At 71.0% G+C, this 24,809-nt stretch carries 18 protein-coding genes and 1 pseudogene; 9 read left to right on the forward strand and 10 right to left on the reverse strand.

The window, feature by feature from the left end:
- From ACIRD7_RS15315 to ACIRD7_RS15330, 4 genes are all read right to left on the reverse strand, one after another.
- The gene (locus ACIRD7_RS15315) at positions 1-2,910 is read right to left on the reverse strand and encodes an ATP-binding protein (protein WP_403453304.1); all 2,910 of its coding nucleotides are present in this window, start codon (positions 2,908-2,910) and stop codon (positions 1-3) included.
- A 186-nt stretch (positions 2,911-3,096) separates the two neighbouring features.
- Positions 3,097-4,113, reverse strand: a complete 1,017-nt coding sequence (locus ACIRD7_RS15320) for a (-)-alpha-amorphene synthase (RefSeq protein ID WP_403453305.1) — start codon at positions 4,111-4,113, stop codon at positions 3,097-3,099.
- On the reverse strand, positions 4,088-5,575 hold the full coding sequence (locus ACIRD7_RS15325; RefSeq protein WP_403453306.1) for a cytochrome P450: 1,488 nt from the start codon (positions 5,573-5,575) through the stop codon (positions 4,088-4,090). Before ACIRD7_RS15325 ends, ACIRD7_RS15320 begins: the two co-directional genes overlap by 26 nt.
- A gap of 249 nt (positions 5,576-5,824) precedes the next feature.
- On the reverse strand, positions 5,825-8,266 hold the full coding sequence (locus tag ACIRD7_RS15330; protein WP_403453307.1) for a penicillin acylase family protein: 2,442 nt from the start codon (positions 8,264-8,266) through the stop codon (positions 5,825-5,827).
- A 120-nt stretch (positions 8,267-8,386) separates the two neighbouring features.
- On the opposite strand from ACIRD7_RS15330, the gene ACIRD7_RS15335 reads away from it, so the two are divergent.
- Positions 8,387-9,886: an acyl-CoA synthetase gene (locus ACIRD7_RS15335; protein ID WP_403453308.1), complete on the forward strand. Its 1,500-nt coding sequence runs from the start codon at positions 8,387-8,389 to the stop codon at positions 9,884-9,886.
- Between the two features lie 62 nt (positions 9,887-9,948).
- On the opposite strand, the gene paaK is transcribed toward ACIRD7_RS15335, so the two are convergent.
- Entirely contained in the window at positions 9,949-11,244 is a 1,296-nt protein-coding gene (paaK, locus tag ACIRD7_RS15340) for a phenylacetate--CoA ligase PaaK (protein ID WP_403453309.1), read from the reverse strand.
- 212 nt (positions 11,245-11,456) lie between these two features.
- Between paaK and ACIRD7_RS15345 the strand changes: the two genes are divergently transcribed.
- Entirely contained in the window at positions 11,457-12,311 is an 855-nt protein-coding gene (locus tag ACIRD7_RS15345) for an alpha/beta fold hydrolase (protein WP_403453310.1), read from the forward strand.
- A pseudogene (locus ACIRD7_RS15350) lies at positions 12,254-12,466 on the forward strand (potassium transporter TrkA); the annotation flags it as partial. The gene ACIRD7_RS15345 and the pseudogene ACIRD7_RS15350, both read left to right, overlap by 58 nt.
- Positions 12,467-12,509: 43 nt before the next feature.
- Here ACIRD7_RS15350 and ACIRD7_RS15355 read toward each other — a convergent pair.
- From ACIRD7_RS15355 to ACIRD7_RS15365, 3 genes are all read right to left on the reverse strand, one after another.
- On the reverse strand, positions 12,510-12,950 hold the full coding sequence (locus ACIRD7_RS15355) for a hypothetical protein (RefSeq protein WP_403453311.1): 441 nt from the start codon (positions 12,948-12,950) through the stop codon (positions 12,510-12,512).
- A gap of 138 nt (positions 12,951-13,088) precedes the next feature.
- The gene (locus tag ACIRD7_RS15360; RefSeq protein ID WP_403453312.1) at positions 13,089-14,948 is read right to left on the reverse strand and encodes a sulfatase; all 1,860 of its coding nucleotides are present in this window, start codon (positions 14,946-14,948) and stop codon (positions 13,089-13,091) included.
- A 116-nt stretch (positions 14,949-15,064) separates the two neighbouring features.
- Positions 15,065-16,693: an acyl-CoA synthetase gene (locus tag ACIRD7_RS15365; RefSeq protein WP_403453313.1), complete on the reverse strand. Its 1,629-nt coding sequence runs from the start codon at positions 16,691-16,693 to the stop codon at positions 15,065-15,067.
- Between the two features lie 165 nt (positions 16,694-16,858).
- On the opposite strand from ACIRD7_RS15365, the gene ACIRD7_RS15370 reads away from it, so the two are divergent.
- The 5 genes from ACIRD7_RS15370 (at position 16,859) to ACIRD7_RS15390 (ending at position 21,163) form a co-directional block, all read left to right on the forward strand.
- Positions 16,859-17,659 carry a crotonase/enoyl-CoA hydratase family protein gene (locus ACIRD7_RS15370; RefSeq protein WP_403453314.1) on the forward strand — a complete coding sequence of 267 codons (801 nt, stop codon included), beginning with the start codon at positions 16,859-16,861 and terminating at the stop codon, positions 17,657-17,659.
- Positions 17,660-17,672: 13 nt separating this feature from the next.
- Positions 17,673-18,629 carry a Zn-ribbon domain-containing OB-fold protein gene (locus tag ACIRD7_RS15375; RefSeq protein WP_403453315.1) on the forward strand — a complete coding sequence of 319 codons (957 nt, stop codon included), beginning with the start codon at positions 17,673-17,675 and terminating at the stop codon, positions 18,627-18,629.
- Positions 18,626-19,675, forward strand: coding sequence for a thiolase domain-containing protein (locus ACIRD7_RS15380; protein WP_403453316.1), 1,050 nt, complete (start codon positions 18,626-18,628; stop codon positions 19,673-19,675). Before ACIRD7_RS15375 ends, ACIRD7_RS15380 begins: the two co-directional genes overlap by 4 nt.
- Positions 19,672-20,838, forward strand: coding sequence for a thiolase domain-containing protein (locus tag ACIRD7_RS15385; RefSeq protein WP_403453317.1), 1,167 nt, complete (start codon positions 19,672-19,674; stop codon positions 20,836-20,838). Before ACIRD7_RS15380 ends, ACIRD7_RS15385 begins: the two co-directional genes overlap by 4 nt.
- An 82-nt stretch (positions 20,839-20,920) precedes the next feature.
- The gene (locus ACIRD7_RS15390; RefSeq protein ID WP_403453318.1) at positions 20,921-21,163 is read left to right on the forward strand and encodes a DUF397 domain-containing protein; all 243 of its coding nucleotides are present in this window, start codon (positions 20,921-20,923) and stop codon (positions 21,161-21,163) included.
- A 13-nt stretch (positions 21,164-21,176) separates the two neighbouring features.
- Here ACIRD7_RS15390 and ACIRD7_RS15395 read toward each other — a convergent pair whose 3' ends face one another.
- On the reverse strand, positions 21,177-22,100 hold the full coding sequence (locus ACIRD7_RS15395) for a phosphotransferase family protein (RefSeq protein WP_403453319.1): 924 nt from the start codon (positions 22,098-22,100) through the stop codon (positions 21,177-21,179).
- A 161-nt stretch (positions 22,101-22,261) separates the two neighbouring features.
- Between ACIRD7_RS15395 and ACIRD7_RS15400 the strand changes: the two genes are divergently transcribed.
- Positions 22,262-22,759: a hypothetical protein gene (locus tag ACIRD7_RS15400; RefSeq protein ID WP_403453320.1), complete on the forward strand. Its 498-nt coding sequence runs from the start codon at positions 22,262-22,264 to the stop codon at positions 22,757-22,759.
- Here the strand turns inward: ACIRD7_RS15400 and ACIRD7_RS15405 are convergent.
- A complete protein-coding gene (locus ACIRD7_RS15405) occupies positions 22,756-24,675 on the reverse strand; it encodes an N-acetylmuramoyl-L-alanine amidase (RefSeq protein ID WP_403453321.1) in 1,920 nt (639 codons plus the stop codon). The genes ACIRD7_RS15400 and ACIRD7_RS15405 overlap by 4 nt on opposite strands.
- Between the last annotated feature and the right edge of the window lie 134 nt (positions 24,676-24,809).

A 24,809-nucleotide genomic window follows, 5' to 3' on the forward strand; every position in this document is an offset into this window, starting at 1 on the left:
TCAGGGGCGCAGACGCGGAGGAGCCTCCAGAGCTCTGGCGAGGCCTGCGGCGTCGGTGCCGATCTTGCGGTAGACGCTGGACAGCAGCTGCCGTACGCCCTGTTCGGTCAGGTGCAGGTCCGCCGCGATCGCGCCCACCGGGCTTCCCGCGACGGTCAGTTCGGCCGTCCGGCGTTCCCGCGCGGTGAGCGCGTCCGCCTGCACATAGCGCAGGGGCAGCGGGCGCAGACCGGCCGTCGAGAGCTCTTCCCTGGCACGGGTGGCGAGCGCCTCGGCCCCGCAGTGGACGGCGCCTTCCAGACCCTGGTAGAGCCGGTCGGCGGCCTCCTGGAGCCGCCCGTGGCGGGACAGCGCGGCGCCGTGGCCGACTTGGGCGCGAGCGAGTTCGTACGAGGCCGGCGACTGCTCCAGGCAGTCGATCGCCTCCGCGTACAGGTCGAGTGCGGCCGGACCGCCGGTCACCTCGGCGAGGGTGTGGAGGGCCTGGCCGACGGTGGACGCGGCGCCGAAGTCCCGGGCGCGCTTGACGGCGTCCTGGGCGTGGTGGATCGCCTCGTCCGGGGCGGTGGGGGCGAGCGCGGTCGCGAGCCGCAGCTGCCACGGGCACCAGGCAGGGTTGCGCCAGGCCCGTCCGTCCAGCCAGTCCCCGACCGCGGTCAGCAGCGCCGCCGCTTCCGCGTGCCGGCCCTCCGCCAGGAGCAGTTCCGCGTACACGGTGCGCGGGTCGGGATAGATGATGGCGTTCGGAGCCATGTCACCGAAGTGGTGGTCGTCGGCGAGGGCGCGCGCCTCGGTGACGCGCCCTCGCGCCAGCAGCGTCTGGATCAGGACGCTGACGCCGTACCACTGGGCGGCCACGACGCCTTCCACCTTGTCGGCGATGCGCAGGCCTTCCCGGACCAGGTCCTCGGCCTCGGCCAGGCAGCCGCGGTGGTAGCGGACATAACCGGCGATGGTCTGGCCGAAGGCCAGGTGGGAGCCGTGCCAGCCCTTGCCCACGCACTCGGCGATCCCCTTCTCGAACAACTCCTCCGCCCGGCGCGGCTGGTCGCCGTACATGAACACCAGGGCGACCGAGAGGGGCACCTCGAAGCCGCGGTTCTCATCGGTCCAGCTCATGCCGCCGCGCAGGGACTTCTCCGCGTAACCGAGCGCGGTCTGCCGCGGTTCGCCGCGCAATACGGCGTCCCAGGCCCGCAGCCCCAGGATGTAGCGCTCCTCCAGGCTGCGGCCGGGCAACTGCTCGGCCAGCCGCGCGAGCCTCCGGGAACGCGCGGGGGAGTCGGGATCGTCGGCACGCATCGTGCTCCAGACGAACTGGTCGGCCTGCATCCGCAGTTTGACGCGCGGGTTCGTGGCCTGCCGGGCCTCCTCGGCGGCCACGGTCACGGCCTCGTCCATCCGGTCGGTGTGGGCGAGCGCCGTCGTCAGCCGGTAGACGATGGAGGCGCGCAGGTCGGGGTCGACGTCGGGCTCCGCCAGCGCCTGGCGCAGATGCCGCACGGTGGCCGTGGGCTCGATCAGGAACGTGGCGCACGCGAGTTCGTGCAGGACCGCGGCGCGGTCCTCCGGGAGGGGCGGCTCCTGCAGCGCACGGGTCAGCAGGCGCCGGGCGGCCTCGGTAGCCCCGGCGCCGAGGTACTCGCGGGCGGCCTCGCGCAGACACTCGACCGTCTCGGGGTTGCCCTCGCACGGTACTTCCAGCAGATGCCGGGCGGCGACGGTCGGGCCGTAGCCCGCGTTCAGGACGGCGTTCGCGGCCGCGTTGTGCAGACCGGCGCGGAAGCCGGAGCGGATGGAGCGGTAGATCGTCGTGGCGATCAGCGGGTGGACGAACTCGAGCTCACCCTCCGGGCCGTGGCCGTCGGCGAGGATCCGGGCCGAGCGAAGCTGCTGGGTCGCCTCGGCGACGGTCTCGTCGCCGAGCACCGCGATGCTCGCGGCGACCTGGGCTGAGAAGGGCGAACCGAGCACGGCGGCGGAGTGCGCGAAGCGGACGGTCGTGGTGTCGAGGCCCTCCAGACGTTCGATCAGGCCCGGGCCCTTGATGGCCGCGGCGAGTTCACGCATCGCGGGCAGGTCGTCCTCGCTGCCGGTCAGCTTCCGCTCACCGAGACCGATGGCGAGCTCCACCGTCTCGAAGGGGCTCCCGCCGGTGGCCGACCAGCATTCCTTGCAGAACACGTCCTCGGCTCTGTCACCGACCTGGCTTCTGACGATCTGCGCCACACCGTCGGCGGTGAGGCACGCGAGGTCGTGGGGGCGGTCGCCGTGATGTCCGACGAGGGTGCGGAGTTCGCCCGCCTCGGAGGGCAGTTCGTCGGGCCGGTAGGCGACCACGATCAGCAGGGGGAGGTCATCGACCCGTGACGCGAAGGAATCGAGCCAGCTCAAGGACTCGGCGTCCGCCCAGTGCAGGTCGTCCAGGAGCAGGACGACGGGCGCCTTCTTGATGGTGAGGCAGGTCATGACCCAGTCGAGACCCTCGCGGACCCCGGTCGGGTCGGGCGCGGGGGCGGGGCCCCTCGCCTCCAGACCGAGCACGGCGGCCATGACGTCGTACCAGCTGCCCAGGAAGTCCCGGAGCTCGGCTCCCCCCATCCTTGCCAGCGAGGGCTGCACGAGCTGGCGGACCACGCGGAACGCCGACCCCTGTTCCTTCTCCCCGCCCCTCCCCGACAGCACGGTGAATCCCGAGGCCCTGGCCCGCTGACGGGCTTCCGTGAGGAGCGCGGTCTTGCCCAGTCCGGCCGGTCCGCTGAAGGCGAGCAGTCCCCTGCGCCGCGCTTGCGGCACACCGTCCGCGGTGCCTCGCAGTTCCTTGAACGCGGCGTCGAGGGCCTGAAGTTCCCGTCGGCGCTCGATCAACGTCCCCTGTTCCGTGACCGGGTGCCGAGGCTCCATCGCCATGTGCCGTACCGCCTTCTGTCGTTCGGCTCGGAGGAGCCCGAGCGTACGCCTCGTTGAGGTGCGGCAGGCTGAATTGAGCACCATAGGGTGAATCGTCAACGGTAGGTGGGAGAACGCCCACCCGATGGGTAATGGACACGGATGGACGTCTCCCGGGCGGGGCCGATGCCGTGCGCGCCAGGACGTCTACGGCACGGCGGGCACCGACGTCACATCCGCGTACCGAGGCACGGTGCGGGCCCAGTCGTAGCACCCGCGCATCCAGCCGATCATGCCCTTCACATAGCGGATGCCCGCGGGGCTCAACGCCGGTTTGATCCCGTCGTGGAGCCTCTGGAACGTGTCGATCGTCCTGTTGATCTCCTCGATGGCCAGGAGTACAGCGGCCTGCAGCGAGCACCGCTGTTCGCGCTGGTGGGCCAGGGCCAGGTTGATCATCTCGCCCGTGCGCTGTTCCTTCACCGCCGAGAACAGGTCGGCCGTCCACACCGCCGCGTCGGCCGACAGCCGGCTCAGTCGCCGTACGACGGGGTGATGCACCTCGGCGGCGGTCAGTTCGCGTGTCCGGGCGCCCTCGTACAGCGGGTAGAACGGCTCGACGCCCGCGGTCAGCGACCGAATGGAGGTGCAGTCGCCGATGCGCAGGCGGACGGGGTGGGTCTGGGCCACGGCTTCGTACAACAGCCCGTGCACGTATTCACAGCTCTGCCAGGCCCAGCGCGCGGCCTGTGCGGGGGTGCACTGTTCGCGGACCTGCCGGTGGAGATCGGCGAGGGCGGCTCCGAGGGGAGTGCTGGGCTGCCGCCCCTCCCGCAGGATCGCGACGCTCTCGCACAACATGGGCAGCAGCCTGGCCGGAGAGCGTCGCCCCAGGTCCTCCGCGACGTCGTCGAAGACGAACTGGTAGGCGATCTGCTGGGCCACGATCTGCAGGACCCCAAAATCCACGGTGGGGCTGGTGTAACTGGCGAGTTCGGCGGGGCGGGTGCGGGCGATCATCGCCGCCACATCGGGTTCGTCGGTCAGCCCCCACACCCTCAGCCACGCGTCGACGCCGACGGCGGCTTCGGTTTCATGAGGGTTCCGCCGGAACGGGAAAGGCATGCGGAGGTTGGTGTCGATCAGGTCCCGGAGGGTGGAGACCGGCATTCCGTCGGGTAGGCCGAGGGTGAGTTCCTCATGCGTCGTCGACAACGTGGTCACCTGCCGTTCGGCTGTCCGATGTGCACGGGGCGGCGTTCGCTCGGTGCGCGAGCGACGCCGCTGAGGGCATACGTGATCGGGGCTCACACGTCATGACCAGGGAACGCGGCCCCATCGTGATGCCGGGGCGCGGTTTTCGGTCGACATACCCGGGCTGATGACGCAGCCGCGCGCGGCCGGCGATGGTCGCGAGCGCCAGGGTGGCCTCCACCATCGCGAACTCGTCACCGAGGCATTTGCGGTTGCCCGCGGAGAACGGCATCATCGCGCGGCGCTCTTCGGCGGTGGGCCGTCCGGGCAGCCAGCGGTCGGGGTCGAAGCGCTCGGGGTCGGGGAACGACGCGGGATCGTGGTGCAGGAGGTGGGGGCTGTACAGGACGGTGGCGCCCTTGGGCAGACGGCACCCGGCGAGCTCGGTCTCCTTGGTGGCGACGCGGGTGAAGAGCCAGCCGGGCGACGAGTGGCGCAGCGTCTCGGAGACGACGCACCGGGTGTAGACGAGGTGCGGCAGATCCTCGGCGGTGGGCCGTCGGCCTTCGGCGAGGACCGAGTCGAGCTCGGCGTGCAGCCGGCGCTCCGCCTCCGGATGGCGGGCGAGCAGGCTGAAGGCGCTCGTCAGGGCGAGTGCCTGGGTCTCGACGCCCGTCAGCAGCAGCGTGATCAGGTGATCGTGGACCTCCTGGTCGGTGATCGCGGGTGTCGCGCCGTCACCGTTGCCGGCCGTCGAGGTGTCGGCCTTGGTGGCCTTCAGCAGCGTGCCCAGCACGTCGTCGCGGTCGGCGCCCCGGCGACGCTCCGCGATCGCCGTGTCGATGATCTCGTGGAGGCGGGAGAGCGCGCGGCAATAGCGGCGGTTGGCGCGGGTGGGGAGACGGAACAGGGCATCGATCGGTACGACCGTCCGGACGAACAGGCCGCGCACGACCGCGCCGAGACAGTCCCGCACCTCCGCGGTCGTCCGGTCGTCCAGGGAATCGGAGAGGAGGACACGGCTGGTCACCCGTGTCGTGAGGGCCATCATCGCCTCGGTGACGGCGACGTCCTGACCGGCCGGCCACGCGCGGCACACCGCCGCGGCCTCCTCGGTGACCAGGTCCGTGTATTCAGCGACATGGGAAGGGCGGAAGGCAGGCTGTAACAGCCTGCGTTTGTGCCGGTGCGTCGGCTGCCGGCAGGTGACGAGGCCGTCGCCCATGAGCTTCCCGAGCCTGTCGTACAGCGGGCCCCCCTTGTCGAAGGTGTGCGGATCCATGAGCACCTCGTGGGTCAGCTCGGGATGGCACACCATCCAGGCGCGCTGGGGGCCCAGCCGTATCTCGACCAGGTCGCCGTAAGCGGGCAAAGAATTCAGAAACGCCAGCGGCTGTCGGTATAACGCGATACCGTGGCCGAGGACAGGGAATATGCCTGGAGCAGTTCCTGTCCTCCATGTACGCTTTCGTTCAGGCACAGCACGGCTCATGAAAACCTCCTGCCATACGAGGCACGCGAAATTGGTGAACGTGCCACGGACTTGAACACTTGAGACAAGTCCTGCCCAGTCCAAGTGGCTCTTGGTTTCCCGAAACCTTTCTCCAAAGGGGCGCACGGGAGCACAAGGAAGCAAAAGAAGCATTCGGTGAATGGGCCGTTGACGCGTGGCGCATTCTCAGCGCATCCCATGGGTCACTCTTATGTGGTCCCGCCCCATGTGGAACGGGACCACACAGACTCAGCGTTCGCGTACGTGGACGGTCCTCAACGCCGGCGACGACTGGATGTCCTTCGCGCAGAACCGCCAGGTCACCCACTTCTCACCGTAGAACAGCCGGGTCTGATCGCTGAAGTGGGGCGAGTACGGGTTCGAGGACTGCGCGTACGTCAGCAGAGTTCGGGCCACCGGACAGCGGCTGCCGTCCCAGCCCACCGCCTGGATGTGGCTGGAGCCGGCCGTCACCTCCGTGTAGCCGCCCCGCACCCGGTCCCACTCCGGTTCGATCTTGTTCCACACACCGAGCCCCTCGGTGCCGCCGTGCACGGGGATGCGCTGACCGTTCCGTACGACGAACTGGTGCTCGCCGAGGCGGGAGTCGAGCGAGATGCCCGCCGCCCGGAGCTCGGTGACCGTGTCCGCGAGAGCTGTGGCGAAGCCGGGCGCGGCGGTGTTGAGCGTGTTCGGCGTGCGCACCGGATCGGCCGCCGAGAACGGCACCTTCCACCGCTGGGCGGCCGGCACCTTCGCCGTCAGCTTCCGCCAGAACCGGTCGAAGAGCAGGGCGCCCCGGCTACCGGTGTCCATCGTGCGGTCCCAGGCCGCCAGCACCGCGCACGCCTCCGACACGTCAACGGCTTTGCCGTCGCTGCCCGTTGCCGTACCGCCCGGAAGCGCGGCACACGCCTTGGCCGAGTCGGCCACCGCCAGGTCGGCGGCCGGCACCCGGTTCGCGAACTGTTGGCGCTCCAGGTCCCGCACGGTCAGACCGCCCCGCTCCGCCATCGCCGCCACGTCCTCGACGGCGCCGCGGGTGCGCAGCGAGCGCTGTGTGCCGATGTCGCCGAAGACCCGCTCGTAGCCGGTCAGCGGCCGGTCGGCGTTGGCGAGCCACGCGCTGTCGTTGGAGTTCTCCGCGTACGGCGCGTCCTTCAATGCCGGCATGTGCGCGGGCCCGAAGGTTCCGCGCTGGACGGCGTCGGGGTCGCTGCCGAGCGTGCAGTCGCCGCGGGAGCCGTCGAGGATCGCGAGGCCCACCGCCGGATAGGTGGCCCTGCCCAGGTCCGTGGAACACCGTGACGCGAGGTCGTCGGTGATCCGGGGCAGTATCTGCGACTGGGTGAACAGCGAGTGCCCTGCGGAGTCCGCGGCGATCGTGTCGACCCACGGCAGGCCCTGGTGCCGGGCGAGGGACCGTTGGACGTCGGCCGTCCCGCGCGCCTTGGCGAAGCCGAGCGAGGTGTCGGCGAACCGCAGGTTGGCCGCGTTCGGGTCGTTGACCGCGTACGCCGTCGTCGCCGTCCAGGTCAGCGGGAGCTGGGCGCCGGGTTCGGAGGCGGCGACGACCGGACCGTACCGCGTCCACCACTGGGTGCGGGTGACGGGTGCGCCGCCCTTGACCGCGACGGTCACGGTCCGCTTCCGCATCCGCTCGCGTGCGCCGTCCACCAGGTAGACGGTGGGGTCGGCCGGATCCAGGGTCAGCCGGTGCACATTGAACGGGACACCCGTCGACACTGTGTGGCTCCACGCCACATGTGCGTTGTAACCGATGGAGATCGTCGGTGAGCCGAGCAGCGCCGCCCCGGCCACGTCGAGTTCGCCGGGAATCGTCTGCTGCGCCTGCCAGAAGCGGCGCCCGCCGTGCCAGGGGTAGTGCGGGTTGCCCAGCAGCAGACCGCGGCCGTTCGCCGTGGTCTCACCGCTGAACGCGACCGCGTTCGACCCCATGTCCGTGTCGGCGGTGCGCTCACGCACGGCCCGCACCAGGGCGTCGGCGTCGGGCCCGGTGCGCTCGGCGCGGGCGGGGGAGCCGGTCGGCGGCTGGGCGGAGGTGATCTCGTCCACGGTGCCGCCCTGGCCGCCGAGCACCGCGAGGGCGTAGAAGCGGGCTGCCACGTCCAGCCCTGTGATCGGCCGCACCCAGGCGGCGCCCCTGCACGCGGGGTCGCTGATCCGGCCCTGCTTCAGCCAGGTGTTGTACCCGGCCGCGAAGCCCCGCATCAGGTCCTCGGCCTGACGGCCGGGGCCGAGGGGTGCCGGCTGGTCCAGCAGCTTCTCCACCGTGCGGCTCTGACGCACCCCTCGGAAGTACAGGTCACTGGAGAGGTTGCTGGACGCCGAGGACAGGTCGTCGGCCGCCGCGTCGGGTCCGAAGAAGCGCGAACGCTCGCCGCGTACGGTCAGGAACCCGTCGGCGAGTGTGCACACCTGGTCGGCGGCCTGCGCCCACCCGGTGCCGAAGCCGAGGGACGTGTAGTCCCTGGCGACGATGTGCGCGATGCCGTACTCGGTGTAGCGGACCGTGGCGGACATACCGCCGTGGGCGGGGTGTTCCTGCCGGTTCTGCCGGTTCTGCCGGTCCTGCGGATCGTGCCGGTCGGCCGCGGCGGCGGGCAACCCGGCCACGGTGGCGAGCAGGGCGACGGTCGCGACGACGAGCCGTCTGGGGCGGGTGCGCATCGTGCCTCCCAACGTCATTGAGGGAAGGAGCCGTTGAGCGTACCAACGGGTATGTGTCCCCGGTGGGGTGTCCGGCCCGTAGCTTGACCCGTCTCTTCGCGGCACCGAGGATCATGTGTCATGACGCCAGGACACGGCAGTACGGTTGACGGAGTACTGCGCCGCAGCGCCCGACGCACCCCCGCACGCATCGCGATCGAGGACGGCGCCCGGGCATGGACGTACGAGGAACTCGACGAGGCGGTCTCCCGCGCGGCGAGCGTCCTGCTCGACCAGGGCCTCGACCGCGGCGACCGGGTCGCCGCCTACGGCCACAACTCGGCCGCGTACCTGATCGCCTTCCTGGCCTGCGCACGCGCCGGCCTCGTGCACGTCCCCGTCAACCAGAACCTCACCGGGGACGACCTCGCCTACGTCGTCGGCCAGTCCGGCAGCTCGCTCGTCCTCACCGACCCGGCCCTGGCCGGCCGCCTGCCCGACGGCGTCCCTACGTTGCCGCTGCGCGACGCCGACGACTCACTGCTGGCGCGACTGGCCACCGCCCCGCCCCACGACGGCCCGGAGGCGCGCGGCGAGGACCTGGTGCAGCTGCTCTACACCTCTGGTACGACGGCCCTGCCGAAGGGCGCGATGATGACCCACCGCGCCCTGGTCCACGAGTACCTGAGCGCGATCACCGCCCTGGACCTGAGCGCGGGCGACCGCCCCGTCCACTCGCTGCCGCTGTACCACTCGGCCCAGATGCATGTGTTCCTCATGCCGTACCTGGCCGTCGGTGCCACGAACGTCATCCTGGAGTCGCCCGACGGCGACCGGCTCTTCGAGCTCATCGAGTCGGGCCGGGCGGACAGCCTGTTCGCCCCGCCCACGGTGTGGATCGCACTGGCCAACCGGCCCGACTTCACCACCCGTGACCTCGACGGACTGCGCAAGGCGTACTACGGCGCCTCGATCATGCCGGTGCCGGTACTGGAGCGGCTGCGTGAGCGCTGGCCCGAGCTGGCCTTCTACAACTGCTTCGGCCAGAGCGAGATCGGCCCGCTGGCCATGGTGCTGGCCCCGGACGAGCACAAGGGCCGCATGGACTCGTGCGGGCGCACCGTCCTCTTCGTCGACGCCCGGGTGGTGGACGAGAACGGCGAGGACGTGCCCGACGGCACCTCCGGCGAGATCGTCTACCGCTCCCCGCAGCTGTGCGAGGGCTACTGGGACAAACCCGAGGAGACCGCCGAGGCCTTCCGCGAGGGCTGGTTCCGCTCCGGCGACCTCGCGGTGCGGGACGCGCACGGCTACTTCACGATCGTCGACCGGGTCAAGGACGTCATCAACTCCGGTGGCGTACTGATCGCTTCCCGTGAGGTCGAGGACGCGCTGTACACGCACGACGGTGTCGCCGAGGTCGCCGTGATCGGCCTGCCCCACGAGCGGTGGATCGAGGCTGTCACGGCGGTCGTCGTGCCGCGCGGGACGGTGAGCGAGGCCGAACTGATCGATCACGCGCGCGAGAAGCTCGCCCACTTCAAGGCGCCCAAGCGGGTGGTCTTCGTGGACGGGCTGCCGCGCAACGCGAGCGGGAAGATCCTCAAGCGGGAGCTGCGGGACCGGTTCGCCGACGCGTAGCCGACGCCGGTCGCCCGGCGGGTCAGCGGGTCGGCGGGTCAGTCGGTCAGTGGGGCAACGGGTCAGCGCGGCCGGAGGTCCACGATCCGCCGGATCTTGCCCACGGACCGCTCCAGCGACTCCGGTTCGACGATCTCCACGGCGACCGACACCCCGATACCATCCTTCACCGCCGCCGCGATGGCCCGCCCGGCGGCGTCCCGGGTCTCGGGCGAGGCGTCGGGGCGGGCTTCCGCGCGCACGGTCAGGGCGTCGAGACGGCCCTCCCGGGTCAGCCGGAGCTGGAAGTGGGGCGCCACGCCCGCCGTCCGCAGCACGATCTCCTCGATCTGGGTGGGGAAGAGATTCACCCCGCGCAGGATGACCATGTCGTCACTGCGCCCGGTGATCTTCTCCATCCGCCGGAACACCCGCGCGGTCCCCGGCAGCAGCCGTGTCAGGTCCCGGGTGCGGTACCGGACGACGGGCATCGCCTCCTTGGTCAGCGAGGTGAAGACCAGCTCGCCCTCCTCGCCGTCGGGCAGCACCTCGCCGGTGATCGGGTCGACGATCTCCGGGAAGAAGTGGTCCTCCCACACATGCAGCCCGTCCTTGGTCTCCACGCACTCCTGTGCGACCCCGGGCCCGATCACCTCGGACAGCCCGTATATGTCGACGGCGTCGATCGCGAACCGCTCCTCGATCTCGCGGCGCATCTGCTCGGTCCAGGGTTCGGCACCGAAGACGCCCACCCGCAGCGAGGTGCCGCGCGGATCGACGCCCTGTCGCTCGAACTCGTCGAGGAGCGTGAGCATGTACGACGGTGTCACCATGATGATGTCGGGCCTGAGGTCCTGGATCAGCTGGACCTGGCGGGCAGTCATACCGCCGGACGCCGGGATGACCGTACAGCCCAGCCTTTCCGCGCCATAGTGTGCGCCGAGCCCACCGGTGAACAGCCCATAGCCGTACGCCACATGGACCTTGTCCCCGGGGCGTCCGCCCGCCGCGCGAATGGAGCGGGCCACCATGTCGGACCACAGGGAGAGGTCGGCGTCGGTGTAGCCGACGACCGTGGGGCGTCCGGTGGTGCCGCTGGAGGCGTGGATACGGCGGATACGGTCCTGGGGCACGGCGAACATGCCGTACGGGTAGTTCTCCCGCAGGTCGGCCTTGACCGTGAACGGGAAGCGGGCCAGGTCGGCGAGGGAACGGCAGTCCTCGGGCCGGACACCTGCCTTGTCGAAGGACTGCCGGTAGAAGGGCACGTTGTCGTACGCGTGCCGCAGGGAGTCGCGCAACCGCTCCAGCTGGAGCGCCCGCAGCGCGTCCGGGTCGAGTCGCTCCCCCGAGTCCAGCAGTTCGGTCGCATCCGCCATGGGGAGCGCTCCCTCGCCAATCGCGTCAATCCGGACGACCGATCATTCGGTCCGCGTGTTCGGGATCAGTAATCCAGTATGCGGTTGATCAGGCAAGGGGGCGGGGCGCACTTTCTGTGGGCCAGGACGGCGATATGACGGCCCGTAGGCTCCTGACCTGGCCTGTTGTAAAGGGTTGCAGGAGGGGTGACCCGGCAACCAAGATCGGGTCCATGCCAACCTTCAGCGCGTCCGACGGAACCGAGATCGCCTACCACCTGCGAGGAGAGGGGGCACCGCTCGTCGTCCTGCCCGGCGGTCCCATGCGGGCCTCGGCCTACCTGGGCGACCTCGGCGGACTCTCCGCACACCGGCAGCTGGTGCTGCTCGACCTGCGCGGCACCGGGGACTCGGCCGTGCCGTCCGACCCGGCCACCTATCGCTGCGACCACCTGGTGGACGACGTCGAGATATTGCGCGCCCACATGGGGTTGGACCACATGGATGTGCTCGGGCACTCGGCGGGTGCGAGCCTGGCCATGCTGTACGCCGCCCGCTATCCGCAGCGGGTGGCGCGGCTGGCGCTGGTGACCGCCATTCCGTGGGCGTTGGGGATGCCGGCCACGGCCGAGGACCGACGGGCCGCCGCGCTGCTGCGGAAGGGTGAGCCGTGGTTCGCGGAGACCTTCCCGGCGTTCGATGCCTGGCTGGCCGGCGGCAGTGACTTCGACCCCGCCTTCGCGCCCTTCTTCTACGGGCGTTGGGACGACGCGGCGAAGGAGCACGACGCGCGCGGCGACGACGAGACCAACGACGAGGCGGCCGACCTGTACCACTCCGACGGCGCCTACGACCCGCCCGCGACCCGCGCCGAACTCTCCCGGTTCGCCGCCCCGGTGCTCGTCCTCGCGGGCGAACTGGACGGCGGCCCCACCCCCGAACTCGCCCGCCGCACCGCCGACGTCTTCCCCGACACCGAGGTCGCCGTGCAGCCCGCCGCTGGTCACTACCCGTGGCTGGACGACCCGGAATGGTTCGTACGACGTGTCCTCGCCTTCCTGGACGGGAGTGGCCGGCGGGCGGGCTGACGCGGCGCCTGTCCGTGGTCACCCACCGGGACGGTTCACGGACGTTCAGCGCGTACCGCCAGGACGACCCGGACGCGTGCGCGCCGTCGGTGCGGCTCAGTTCCGCCGAGGCGACCACGCTGATCGACGCGTTGATGCCGGCGCACCACGGTCCTGAGCCAGGGCCGATACGGCCGAAGGGCACCGGTGAGGTGTGCTTCAGCGGCTGAGCCGGCGCCGGTACACCACGACTCCGGCGGTCAGCGCGAGTGCGCCTACCGCCAGGCCGGCTCCCAGCGCCACTTCGAAGTCCGCCGGGCCCGAGCTGCCGCCCATACCGCCCCTGACCCCCTGCGTGGGCAGGACCGAGCGGGTGGGCAGGGGGGTCAGGGTGGGCGGCGGCGACTGCGTGGGGACGCGCGAGACGAAGCCCCCGCGGCGGGGCAGGTCCTCACAGGCGACACCGTTGGGTCCCCCGCGGTCCCGGTCCAGACGGTTGGGGTCGCTGCGGTCTCGGTCGAACATCGCCTGCGCGTCCTCCTGGAAGGCGAAGTCGCTGCAGTCCACGTCGTCCCCGGCGGGTGCCGCCAGGGCCGCCGGGCAGGTGAGGACGAGAACGCTGATCGCGGTCGTGCATATCGCATGGACGCGTCTGTTCACGGGTGCGCCTTTCGGTCCTGAGGTCTGGAGGCCCCCTCGTTGCGACCGTAGATACGCCGCCCGCACGCCGTCGCGTACTGCTACGCCGGACGGGCCCCGCCCTTGGCGCGCCACCCGAACGGCCCAGTCGTCGGCCGCTCAGCCCCCTTGCGGCCCGTACGCCGTCATGAAGCGGTCGCGGAAGCGGTCCATGCCCCAGGTGGGGGCGTTCTCGGCGGGCTTGAGGCCGTCCGTCCAGTTCCAGGTGGAGATCCGGTCGAGGACCTTCTGGTCGCGGGCGACGATGGTGACGGGGACGTCCTTGCTGGTGCTGCCGGCGGTGACGGTGGGCACGGGCTGGTGGTCGCCGAGGAAGACGAGGACCGTGTCGTCGGTGCCGTAGCGCTCGACCCATTCGGTGAGGCTGCGCACCGAGTACTCGATGGCCCGCCGGTACTCGGTGCGCACCCGCTCCGGGTCCTGCCAGACCTCCTTGGGGTCGGTGCCCTCTTTCTTGATCTCGTGGAAGACCGAACCGTCGCCGAGGTCGTCCCAGTCGACCATGCGCGCGATGGGGGACCACGGGTTGTGGCTGGAGGCCAGGATGATCTCCGCCATGATCGGCTCGCGGTCCTTCTTGCCGTGCTCCAGCCGCTGGAAGGCCTCCAGACTGAACTGGTCGGGTACGGGCGTCCAGCTGAAGTACGGGCCCTGGTAGCCCAGATGCTCGGAGTCGTAGATGTGGTCCAGCGCGAAGAACTTGCCCTCAGGCCAGGCCCGCCGCACCCCCGGCACGATGCCGACCGTGCGCCACGCGCCCGACTTGCGGAAGTAGCTGCCCAGTGTGGCCCGGTCGCTGGTCGTCAGGCTCCGGTAGCGCTGCTGGTTCTTGATCCACAGGCCGGACAGGAACGTGGAGTGGGCGAGCCAGCTGCCCGCCCCCGTCACCGGCGACCGCAGCCAGGCGCTGCGCGACTGGAAGCCCGCCGCCTTGAGCGAGCTCGTTCCCTCTTTGAGCACGGCGTCGGTCTGCGGCGCCATCGCGGGGTCGTCGATCGCGACCCGGCCGTAGCTCTCGATGAACGTGAACAGCACGTCCTTGCCGCGCAGCCCCGTGAGCAGCTGGTCCGGCGGTGTCTTCGCGAACGCGTCCACGGCCGCCTGCTTCTCGAAGATCCGCCCGTCCTTGAGACCGGCCCGCACCTGCTCGACGCGGTTGTTCACGAACTCGGCGTTGCCCTTGGTCGCCAGCGGAACACCGCCGATCTGGATACCGAGGGTCATGCAGGTGATCCACGCGGTGCCGAGGATCAGCGTCGTGCGCGTGGCGATGTCACGATGGCCGACCATCAGGTTCGTCACGCGGACCGTCGCCAGCGTCATCAGGACGAGCACCGCGACGAGCAGGACGATCACCCCGGCCACGGCGAGGACCTGTCCGCCGCGGCCGAAGGACTCCCGGACGAACTCCGCCGCGTCGTCCAGCAGGATCCAGTCCAGGACCAGGTCGAAGGGGCGGGCCAGCACCGAGTAGAAGCCCATGTCGACGAACTTCAGGACGGTGAGCAGACCGAGCAGCGCCCCCGAGGCCACCGCCAGCAGCCGGCGCGATCGCGGTGGCACTGCCAGCAGCAGGCCGGCGAGCAGGATTCCCTCGGCCGGCAGGCGCAGGAACGCCTCGGGGCCGAGCCGTTCGAGGCGGTTCGGCACGAGCAGCGCGAAGAGCAGCAGGGCGGCGGCCAGCACGGTCGTGCCCACGGTGACGCCGTGTGCCGTACGGGGGTAGCGGCGCCGCCAGCCGAACCAGCCGGGGGAGGAGGCATCGGAGGCGCGGGCCTGGGGGCCGCTGTCCTCGGCTCCTCGGTCGGCGGCATCCGCTTCGTCGTCCGTCGCCGCCGGCGCCCGTTCCTCCTCCGTCTCCTGTACGGCTCCCTCCGCCCCGCCCGCATCGTCGTCGTCCGGATCCGCCCCGTTCCCGGCGGTGTCCAGCGGCTGACGAGAGCGAGTGAAGAGGGACACCCGGCGGTCCTTCCGTGCGGTCGTGCGATGGCATGGCAAACAGCGCCCGAAGGGCGAGCCTGCCCCCATCAGTACGTCCGCACGTCACCTCGTGTTCAACCAGACCTGTCCGGGGTTCACGCGTCGGAGGCCGCCGCGACCTCCCGTGCCCACCGGTAGTCCGCCTTGCCGCTGGGCGAGCGCCGGATCGAGTCCGTGATCACCAGCTGGCGCGGGATCTTGTAGCCCGCGAGATGCGAACGGCAGTGCGTCTGGATGTCCTCCAGGGACGGCAGCACCGCCCCCGCGCGCAACTGCACCACCGCCGCCACGTGATGTCCCCACTTCGGGTCCGGCACCCCGGCCACGAGGGCGTCGTACACATCGGGGTGGGACTTGAGGGCCTGCTCGACCTCCTCCGGGTACACCTTCTCGCCCCCGGTGTTGATGCACTGCGAGCCGCGCCCCAGCACGGTGACGACGCCCTCCGCGTCGACCGTGGCCATGTCGCCGAGCAGCACCCACCGCTCGCCGTCCTTCTCGAAGAAGGTCTCGGCGGTCTTCGCCGGGTCGTTGTAGTAGCCGAGCGGCACATGGCCGCACTGGGCCACCCGGCCCACCTCGCCCGCGGCGACCGGCTCGTGAGTGGCCGGATCGACGACCTGCGTACGGGAGTTGACGCGGATGCGGAAACCGCGCTCCGGCCCGGAGTCCTCGGTCGCCGTACCGTTGAAGCCGGACTCCGAGGACCCGAAGTTGTTGAGCAGCATCACGTTCGGGACGAGCTCCTGGAACTGCCGGCGGACCGTGTCCGACATGATCGCCCCGGACGACGACACGCTGAACATCGACGAGCAGTCCGTGCCCTTCAGCGGGCCGCTCAACGCGTCGACCAGGGGCCGGAGCATCGCGTCGCCCACCAGTGAAACGCTGGTGACCTTCTCCTTCTCGATGGTCCGCAGGACTTCCTCGGGCGCGAACTTGCGGTGGATCACGATGCGCTGGCCGAAGTTGAAGCCGATGAAGGCGGTCAGGGTGGAGGTGCCGTGCATCAGGGGAGCGGTGGGGAAGAAGGTGATCCCGTCGCCGCCCGCCGCCACCCGCTCGGCGAGTTCCTCCGGCTTCTGCACGGGCTCGCCGGTCGGCGCGCCACCGCCCAGCCCCGAGAAGAACAGGTCCTCCTGGCGCCACATCACACCCTTCGGCATCCCGGTGGTGCCGCCGGTGTAGATGATGAACTGGTCGTCACCCGACCGTGCCGGGAACCCCCGCTCGGGCGACCCGGCCGCCTCGGCGTCCGCGAAGGACACGGCGGGCACGACCGGTGCGGCGGCCGCACCCGGCGCGACGGCGCCCACCCGCACCAGATGCCGTAGCCCCTCGACCTGCGGCAGCGAAGCCGCCACCCGGTCGGTGAACTCCGCCTCGAAGACCAGGGCCACCAGGTCGGCGTCCCGGTACAGGTACACCAACTCCTCTTCCACGTACCGGTAGTTGACATTCACCGGGACGATCCGGGCTTTCAGGCAGCCGAGCACCGTCTGCAGGTACTCGACGCCGTTGTAGAGATGCAGCCCGAGGTGCTCGCCGGGGCGTATCCCGCTGTCGAGCAGATGGTGGCCGATCCGGTTGGCGGCCGCGTCCAGTTCGGCGTACGTCAGACGGCGCCGCGCACCCGTGCCCGGATGGTCGATGTACACCAGTGCCTCACGGTCGGGGACCGCGTCGACGACCGACTCGAACAGGTCGGCAAGGTTGTACTCCACCGTTCCTCCCGCCCTCGCACTCCACCGGCTGCCGGTCATCAGAGCAAAGGGCGGCACAACTGTGAAGGGTCCGCGCACAAGAAATCTGACTACCTGTCAGAAAACCCTTGAAGTGCCTCCGCGCCTCCTGCAACCTGTTCTCGTTCTTTCAGAGGGGAGAGGGCCATGAGTGGGACGGAACACCTCACCGTGCGGCGCGTAGGCGCCACACTGGTGCTCACGCTCAACAGGCCGGAGGCCAAGAACGCGCTCTCGTTGCCCATGCTCGTCGGCCTGTACGACGGCTGGCTGGAGGCGGACGCCGACGACACCGTCCGCTCGATCGTCTTCACGGGTGCGGGCGGCTCGTTCTGCGCGGGCATGGACCTCAAGGCCCTGGCCGGCCAGGGCATGGTGGGGGAGCAGTATCGCGACCGGCTCAAGGCCGACCCCGATCTGCACTGGAAGGCGATGCTGCGCCACCACCGCCCGCGCAAGCCGGTGATCGCCGCCGTCGAGGGGTACTGCGTCGCGGGCGGCACCGAGATGCTCCAGGGCACCGACATCCGTGTCGCGGGTGAGTCGGCCACCTTCGGGCTCTTCGAAGTCAAGCGCGGCCTGTTCCCGATCGGCGGCTCCACGGTCCGCCTGCAACGGCAGATCCCGCGCACGCACGCCCTGGAGATGCTGCTCACCGGCCGCCCGTACAGCGCCCGCGAGGCCGCCGGAATCGGCCTGATCGGGCATGTCGTGCCCGACGGCACGGCACTGGACAAGGCCCTGGAGATCGCCGAACAGATCAACGCCTGCGGGCCGCTGGCCGTCGAGGCCGTCAAGGCGTCGGTCTACGACACCGCCGAACTGACCGAGACGGACGGCCTCGCCGCCGAACTCAAGCGAGGCTGGCCCGTCTTCGACACGGCCGACGCCAAGGAAGGCGCCCGCGCCTTCGCGGAGAAGCGGTCACCCGTCTACAAGCGCGCCTAACGAGGGAGCCACCGTGCCGGACGTTCTCAAAGCCCCCCTGGTCGTCGAGTTCCCCTTCACCCGCTCCGTCGGCCCCGTCCAGAGCGCCTTCCTCACCGGACTGCGCGAACGCGTCGTGCTGGGGGTGCGCACCGGCGACGGCCGTACGCTCGTCCCACCCGTCGAGTACGACCCCGTCACCGCCGAGGAGATCCGCGACCTGGTCGAGGTCGCCCCCACGGGCACGGTCACCACCTGGGCCTGGAACCACGCCCCCCGCCGCGACCAGCCCCTGGACACCCCCTTCGCCTGGGTCCTGGTCCGCCTCGACGGCGCCGACACCGCCCTCCTGCACGCCCTCGACGCCCCCGGCCCCGACGCCGTCCACACCGGCATGCGGGTCCGCGTACGCTGGGCCGGGGAACGCACTGGCGCCATCACCGACATCGCCTGCTTCGAACCCTACGAGGACGCCCCGGACGACGGCGGCACGTACGAACGCGTAGCGCACACCGGCGAGTTCGAGGACGCGGTCACCGGCATCGTCGCCGCCGCCCGCCTCGACTACACCTACTCGCCCGGCCGCGCCCAGACCGCCTACATCAACGCGCTCGCCGAGCGGCGCAACGTCGGCGAACGCTGCCCGTCCTGCCGAAAGGTGTACGTCCCGCCGAGGGGTGCCTGCCCCACATGTGGCCTCGCCACATCGGAACAGGTCGAAGTGGGTCCCGGCGGCACAGTCACCACCTTCTGCATCGTCAACATCAAGGCGAAGAACCTCGACATCGAGGTGCCGTACGTCTACGCCCACATCGCCCTCGACGGCGCCGACCTCGCCCTGCACGGCCGGATCGGCGGCATCCCGTACGACCAGGTGCGCATGGGTCTGCGCGTCGAACCGGTCTGGACGGAAGGCGCCCGCTACCCCGACCACTACCGGCCCACGGGCGAACCCGACGCGGACTACGACACCTACAAGGAGCTGCTGTGAACCGCGAGATCGCCGTCGTCGCCTTCGCACAGACCGACCACCGGCGCACCAGCGCGGAGCTCTCCGAGGTGGAGATGCTCATGCCGGTACTGCACGAGGTGCTCGCGCAGACCGGTCTGAAGACCGCCGACATCGGCTTCACCTGCTCCGGCTCCAGCGACTACCTCGCCGGCCGCGCCTTCTCCTTCACGCTCGCCCTCGACGGCGTCGGCGCGTGGCCGCCGATCTCCGAGTCGCACGTCGAGATGGACGGCGCCTGGGCGCTGTACGAGGCGTGGACCAAGCTCCTGACCGGGGACGCCGACACCGCCCTCGTCTACTCCTACGGCAAGTCGTCGCCCGGCCCCCTGCGCGACGTCCTCACCCGGCAGCTCGACCCCTACTACGTCGCCCCCCTCTGGCCCGACTCCGTAGCCCTGGCCGCCCTCCAGGCGCAGGCCCTCATCGACGCCGGCGACACGGACGAACCCGCGCTCGCCGCCGTCGCCGCCCGCAGCCGGGCGGACGCCACCGCCAACTCCCACGCCCAGCTGCGCGGTTCGGTGCCGCACGGTGACTACGCCGTACGACCGCTCCGTACCGGCGACTGCCCGCCCATCGGCGACGGGGCCGCCGCGGTCGTCCTCGCGGCGGGGGAGCGGGCCAGGGAGCTGTGCGAGCGCCCCGCCTGGATCCGCGGCCTCGACCACCGCATCGAGGCCCATGGCCTGGGGGTGCGGGACCTGACCGACTCGCCGTCGACCCGCCTCGCCGCCGAGCAGGCCGGCGCGTTCGAGCGGCCCGTCGACACCGCGGAGCTGCACGCGCCCTTCACCTCGCAGGAGATCGTCCTGCGCAAGGCCCTCAAGCTGGACGACCGCGTGCGCGTCAACCCGTCCGGCGGGGCGCTCGCCGCCAACCCCGTCATGGCCGCCGGGCTCATCCGCATCGGCGAGGCGGCCGCCCGGGTCCACCGGGGCGAGTCCGACCGGGCCCTCGCGCACGCCACGTCGGGCCCGTGCCTGCAACAGAACCTGGTCGCCGTACTCGAAGGGGATCCGCGATGAGCAAGGAGCCCGTGGCCGTCACAGGCATCGGCCAGACCAAGCACGTCGCCGCGCGCCGGGACGTGTCGATCGCCGGACTCGTCCGGGAGGCCGCCCGCAGCGCGCTCGACGACGCCGAGCTGACCTGGGCGGACATCGACGCCGTGGTCATCGGCAAGGCACCCGACTTCTTCGAGGGCGTCATGATGCCGGAGCTGTACCTCGCCGACGCGCTCGGCGCGGTGGGCAAGCCCATGCTCCGGGTGCACACGGCCGGCTCGGTCGGCGGATCCACCGCCCTCGTGGCCGCCAACCTGGTCGCGGCCCGCGTGCACGGCACCGTGCTGACGCTCGCCTTCGAAAAGCAGTCCGAGTCCAACGCGATGTGGGGACTGTCCCTGCCGATCCCGTTCCAGCAGCCGCTGCTCGCCGGGGCGGGCGGCTTCTTCGCCCCGCACGTGCGCGCGTACATGCGGCGCAGCGGCGCGCCCGACACGGTCGGCTCGCTGGTCGCGTACAAGGACCGCCGCAACGCGCTGAAGAACCCCTACGCCCACCTCCACGAGCACGACATCACCCTGGAGAAGGTCCAGGCCTCGCCCATGCTGTGGGACCCGATCCGCTACTCGGAGACCTGCCCCTCCTCCGACGGCGCCTGCGCGATGATCCTCACCGACCGGGCCGGAGCGGCCCGCGCGCCCCGCCCGCCGGCCTGGATGCTCGGCGGCGCCATGCGCAGCGAGCCCACCATGTTCGCCGGCAAGGACTTCGTGTCGCCGCAGGCCGGCAAGGACTGCGCGGCCGACGTGTACCGGCAGGCGGGCATCGCCGATCCACGCCGGGACATCGACGCCGTCGAGATGTACGTGCCGTTCTCCTGGTACGAGCCCATGTGGCTGGAGAACCTCGGATTCGCCGCCGAGGGCGAGGGCTGGAAACTCACCGAGTCCGGGGTGACCGAGCTCGACGGCGACCTGCCCGTCAACATGTCGGGCGGCGTTCTGTCCACCAACCCCATCGGCGCCTCCGGCATGATCCGCTTCGCCGAAGCGGCACTCCAGGTGCGCGGACAGGCCGGGGAACACCAGGTGGACGGGGCCAGGAGGGCCCTCGGACACGCCTACGGCGGCGGATCGCAGTTCTTCTCGATGTGGCTCGTCGGAGCGGAACCTCCGACCACCTGAAAGGTCCCCCTCACGTGGCCTGTTGGCACCCGGGACCGATCGCTAGGCTGGCCGCGGACTACGAATCGGGAGGAGCACGGACGTGGCCGAGAGCACCATCCAGCAGCAGCCGCTCGCGGGCTGGGACAAGCCGGAGCTGGACCTCAGCAACGCCGATTGGCACTCGAGCAGCCGCGGCCTGGGCGATGTCCAGATCGCCTTTGTCGAGGGGTTCATCGCGATGCGTAACAGCGGCCGCCCAAAGAGCCCCACTCTGATCTTCACACCCGCCGAATGGGGTGCGTTCGTGTCGGGAGCCAGGGAGGGCGAGTTCGACCTGACCTGACGGCGTACGCGGGTCAAGCGGTCCCGAACCAGGACTCGGCCAGGGACCGCAGCCGGCCGTCCGCCGGAGCGCCCGACTCCCGTAGGTACCAGGGGAGATTGCTGTACACGTGCAGCAGCGTGTACGCGAGCAGTTCGGCCGGGTCGAGGGGCGTGCCGTACGACTTGACCAGGCGCGCCATGAGCTGCGGATCGCCGCGCGTGACGAAGACACCCACGCCGACGAAGTCGTAGGCGCGGTCGCCGATCATGGCCGGCTCGAAGTCGAAGAGCCCGGTCAGCCGCCAGCCGTCGGGATCGACGAGGAAGTGCTGCTGCATGACCTCGGTGTGCAGCAGCGAGAGGCGTGGGGCGCGCGGCAGCGGGACCGAGGCAAGGAACCCGGGGATCTGCTCCAGCCAGGCGGCCGGCAGCTCGTGCCCGCGCTGCCGCTCCACCGCACCGGCGCTCTGCCGGTCCACGAACGCGCCCCAGTCCCCGGGCCCGAGGACGTCCGCGAGCGGCGTCGGATCGACGGCGTGGAGCACGGCCAGGGCCTCGCCGATCTCGGCGACGATCCGCTCGCGGTCGGCCCGCGGAATGCGCTCCCAAGCGCCCGCCAGGTTCTCGCCGCCCAGCCGGGACATCAGGACGTACCGCCAGCCGTTCTCGTAGGCGCCGGCGTCATGGACACGCGGCGTCGGTACCGGCAGCCGCCCCTGGAGGTGGGACAGGACGCGGCCCTCGGCCTCGCCGTCCTCGGCGGCGGCCGCGGGGAACAGCTTCAGGACGTGCTCGCCGCCCACGGCGTAGACCGGCTGTGACCCGTCCGGGAAGCGGGTCAGCGGCAGGCCCGCCAGCCCCAGCCGGGAACACAGGTCCTCCGCCCCTGGCCGCATGACGGTCTCGTCGGGGACGACCGCGTCCCATTCCTCGTCGGTTTCCACCCTTGGCAGCATGATCGGAACCGTAGGACTCCGGCGGCCCGGGGGCGACGTGTTTTCAGCGGCGCCCCGTGAGCCGTCCCGGCCCCCGGCAAGCCCCGCCGACGAGCCGGGAAGCAGTGGTCCAACGCCTGCCCTCGCGTCACGGAACAGGCCCGGCCACGTACCATGGCGACATGTCGTTCCTCCGCCGCCGCAGCGCCACGCCCGCCGGGCCCGACTTCGACGTACTGGCCATGGACCCGGGTGACTGGCCCGGCAATCTGGGTGCCGGGCTGCTGCCCGCCCCCGACGGCAGCTGCCAGGGCGTCTTCCTGCGCTACGACCTCTTCGGCGGCCGCGGCCCGGCCATGATCATCGGCAATCTGCCCGAGGGCTCCCCGGCCCGCGAGGTGGAGGAGGGCGAGATCCCCTTCGAGGTCGCACAGCTGCTGGTGGCCCTGGAGAACGACGAGGAGGTCACCGTCGTCGGCAGCGAGGACGTGCCCGTGATGCAGGGCGACAACCTCCTGATCGTGCGCCGCCTGAAGCTCTCCGAGAGCCGGATCTCCTGCGTGCAGTTCGACCGCAGCGACAACGTCCTGGTCACCATCGCCGCCTGGGACCGCCCCATCACCGACGATCTGTACGCCCTCCTGAAGCCACTGCCGGCGGAGCTCTTCCAGCAGGGCTAGGACCCCGAGGGGATCACCCGCACATCCTCCGCCCGCACGAACCCCACCCGGTGGCCGAACTGGATCTCGTAGTAGAGATCCTTGCCGGTCACGACCTTGTGTGAGGCCTCGTCGAAGGTCACCGCGTAGTAGTACTCACCCGGTACCTTCTCGCCGACCACATACCGCTGGCCGGCGGGCAGGGTGTACGGCAGCGCCGACACGGCCTGGACGGGCACGTCCGCCGGATAGGCGGAGGCCTCGGGGTAGGCGCGCCCGTACACCGGGACGCTCTCCACGCCGTCCTTCGGGGTCACCACCTCACCCGCGGCGTGCACGGCGGCCGGGCGGTCGGCGGGGTTCTTGAACCACGCCTTCTGGCCCAGGTACCAGATCGCCGTCCAGTCGCCGTCCCTCCCCGCGACCGCGTACTGCTGCCCGGTCGAGACCCGCGAGGAGATGTCGTTCACGCCCTTGGACGGAGTCGTGCCGAGCCCGATGTCCTTGATCAGCGGATACGACTCACCCGGCCCGGAGTGCAGCCGTACCGCACTCGAACCGTGCTCGGCGCAGGGTCCGCCCGCGGAGGCGCAGCCCGTGTACTCCGGCCGGTTGGCCGCGTAGTCGGGGCGGATCGTCACCATGCCGCCGTGCGGGCCCGCCGTCGGCCGCAAGGGGTGGCCGAGCAGCTCGAAGTAGTGCCGCCAGTCCCAGTACGGGCCCGGGTCGGTGTGCATCCCGCCGATCGTCGGCGTGGTCGGGCCCGGCACGGTGTCATGGCCCAGGATGTGCTGCCGGTCCAGCGGGATGTCGTACTTCTTCGCGAGATACGCCACCAGCCGTGCCGAGGACCGGTACATCGCCTCCGTGTACCAGGCGTCCGGCCGCGCCAGGAACCCCTCGTGCTCCAGGCCGATCGACTTGGCGTTGACGTACCAGTTCCCGGCGTGCCACGCCACGTCCTTGGCCTTCACGTGCTGGGCGATGTGGCCGTCCGTGGAGCGCAGGGTGTATTGCCACGACACATAGGTCGGGTCCTGCACCATGGTGAGGACGCCGTCCCAGGCGCCCTCCGTGTCATGGATGACGATGTAGTCGATGTCCAGCGCGGCCGGACGGTCACCCAGGTCGTGATTGCCGTAGTCGCTGTCCCCGAACTCCTTGTAGGGCGCGGGGATCCACTCGCACGACACCTTCCTCGGGCACTCGGTCTCTGCCGCGTCGAGGGTGCGCAGCCCCGCCCTGCGCAACTGCCGCGTGTCGGGGGTCAGGCCCGGCTGGGCGGCCAGCGCCACCGGCTGGCCCGAGTCCGTCTGGCGTTCCTGGCCGGTGCGCAGCACGGCGAAGACGTCGTCCGCGTAGGCCGCGGCCGTGGCCGTGTCGTCGGCGCCCGAGAACCGGGCCACCGCGCCGTACCAGTCCGCGGGGTCGGAGCTCAGCGGCTGGCCCAGCTCCTTCTGCGCGGCGGCGAGCAGCGCGGCGCCGCCGGCCACGTTGGCGGTCGGGTCCGTACGCAGCTCCCGCGGACTCAGACCGGTCAGTTCGGCCGCCCTGGGCAGGGTCCGGAGGCGGGCCGGGAGCTGGTCGTTCTTCGGCGGCGTCGCCTTGGGGCGCAGGGGGGCGCGGGCGCTGTCGCCACGCGGGTCCTCCAGGCCGTCGCTGTGATGCGGGACGGCCCCGGCGAGCGCCGTGCGGGCGTCCGTCAGGTGCATCGGGCCGTAGCCGCCGCTCACACTGGGCGCCCCGCCGTGCCCGTCCCACCGGGACTGGAGGTAGGAGACACCGAGCAGGACACTCTGCGGCACGTGGTACTCGGCCGCGGCCGAGGCGAAGGCGGACTGCAGGCCGCTCTCCCCGCCCCGGACATCGGACGGGGCCGCGCCGAGCAACGGCATCAGCAGGGTCGCAGCGGCCATGGCGGTGACGGATCCACGCATTGCAGCCTCCTGGGACGGTCGGGCGCGATGAGCCGTGCGGGGCCGGGCGTGGGTCTGTGGTACCGGCTGTCCGACGATCCGTCAATCATGCCAAGGGGCAGGAGAATTCCCTTGTCAAGGGAGATTCCCGGGAG

Source organism: Streptomyces sp. NPDC093568 (assembly GCF_044764945.1).
Taxonomy (GTDB): Bacteria; Actinomycetota; Actinomycetes; order Streptomycetales; family Streptomycetaceae; genus Streptomyces.

What these genes read in the sequence shown, in the direction of transcription:
- ACIRD7_RS15370 (WP_403453314.1), top strand. Translation starts at nt 16,859, where the DNA reads ATGAGTGGGACGGAACACCTCACCGTGCGGCGCGTAGGCGCCACACTG.
- ACIRD7_RS15325 (WP_403453306.1), bottom strand. Translation starts at nt 5,575, where the DNA reads ATGAGCCGTGCTGTGCCTGAACGAAAGCGTACATGGAGGACAGGAACT.
- ACIRD7_RS15330 (WP_403453307.1), bottom strand. Translation starts at nt 8,266, where the DNA reads ATGCGCACCCGCCCCAGACGGCTCGTCGTCGCGACCGTCGCCCTGCTC.
- ACIRD7_RS15315 (WP_403453304.1), bottom strand. Translation starts at nt 2,910, where the DNA reads ATGGCGATGGAGCCTCGGCACCCGGTCACGGAACAGGGGACGTTGATC.
- ACIRD7_RS15400 (WP_403453320.1), top strand. Translation starts at nt 22,262, where the DNA reads ATGTCGTTCCTCCGCCGCCGCAGCGCCACGCCCGCCGGGCCCGACTTC.
- ACIRD7_RS15405 (WP_403453321.1), bottom strand. Translation starts at nt 24,675, where the DNA reads ATGCGTGGATCCGTCACCGCCATGGCCGCTGCGACCCTGCTGATGCCG.
- paaK (WP_403453309.1), bottom strand. Translation starts at nt 11,244, where the DNA reads ATGGCGGATGCGACCGAACTGCTGGACTCGGGGGAGCGACTCGACCCG.
- ACIRD7_RS15345 (WP_403453310.1), top strand. Translation starts at nt 11,457, where the DNA reads ATGCCAACCTTCAGCGCGTCCGACGGAACCGAGATCGCCTACCACCTG.
- ACIRD7_RS15335 (WP_403453308.1), top strand. Translation starts at nt 8,387, where the DNA reads ATGACGCCAGGACACGGCAGTACGGTTGACGGAGTACTGCGCCGCAGC.
- ACIRD7_RS15385 (WP_403453317.1), top strand. Translation starts at nt 19,672, where the DNA reads ATGAGCAAGGAGCCCGTGGCCGTCACAGGCATCGGCCAGACCAAGCAC.
- ACIRD7_RS15395 (WP_403453319.1), bottom strand. Translation starts at nt 22,100, where the DNA reads ATGCTGCCAAGGGTGGAAACCGACGAGGAATGGGACGCGGTCGTCCCC.